The following is a 437-nucleotide window of genomic DNA, read 5'->3' as shown; positions in this document are numbered from 1 at the left end:
GATGTGTCCGATCCGCAGGCGGTGCGCCAGCTCTTCGACGCCATCGAAGCCCGTTTCGGCGGCATCGACGTGGTGGTCAACAGCGCCGGGGTGCTGCAGCTGGCACCACTGGCCGATACCGACGACGCCCTGTTCGAGCGGGTGATCGGCATCAACCTCAGGGGCGCCTTCAACGTGCTGCGCGAAAGCGCGCGACGGGTGCGCGACGGTGGCCGGCTGATCACCCTGTCCACCAGCGTGGTCGGCATCCGGCTGGAGAACTACAGCGTGTATGCGGCCAGCAAGGCGGCGGTGGAGACGATGGGCGCAATCCTCAGCAAGGAGCTGCGCGGGCGCAACATCACCGTGAACGCCGTGGCGCCGGGCCCGACCGCCACCGATCTGTTCCTGGATGGAAAATCGCCCGAGCTGATCGAGCGGTTGGCGAAGATGAACCC

General features: G+C 67.0%; 1 protein-coding gene. It reads left to right on the top strand.

The features are described 5' to 3' along the window. On the top strand, positions 1 to 437 hold a 437-nt coding region (locus tag KDL01_RS42115), incomplete at both ends, for an SDR family oxidoreductase (protein WP_212534294.1).

Origin of the sequence: Actinospica durhamensis (assembly GCF_018139695.1) — a bacterium.
GTDB classification, from domain to species: Bacteria; Actinomycetota; Actinomycetes; order Streptomycetales; family Catenulisporaceae; genus Actinospica; species Actinospica durhamensis.
The sequence above is the reverse complement of the archived record's forward strand: the minus strand, read 5'-3'. Positions and strand labels throughout refer to the sequence as shown.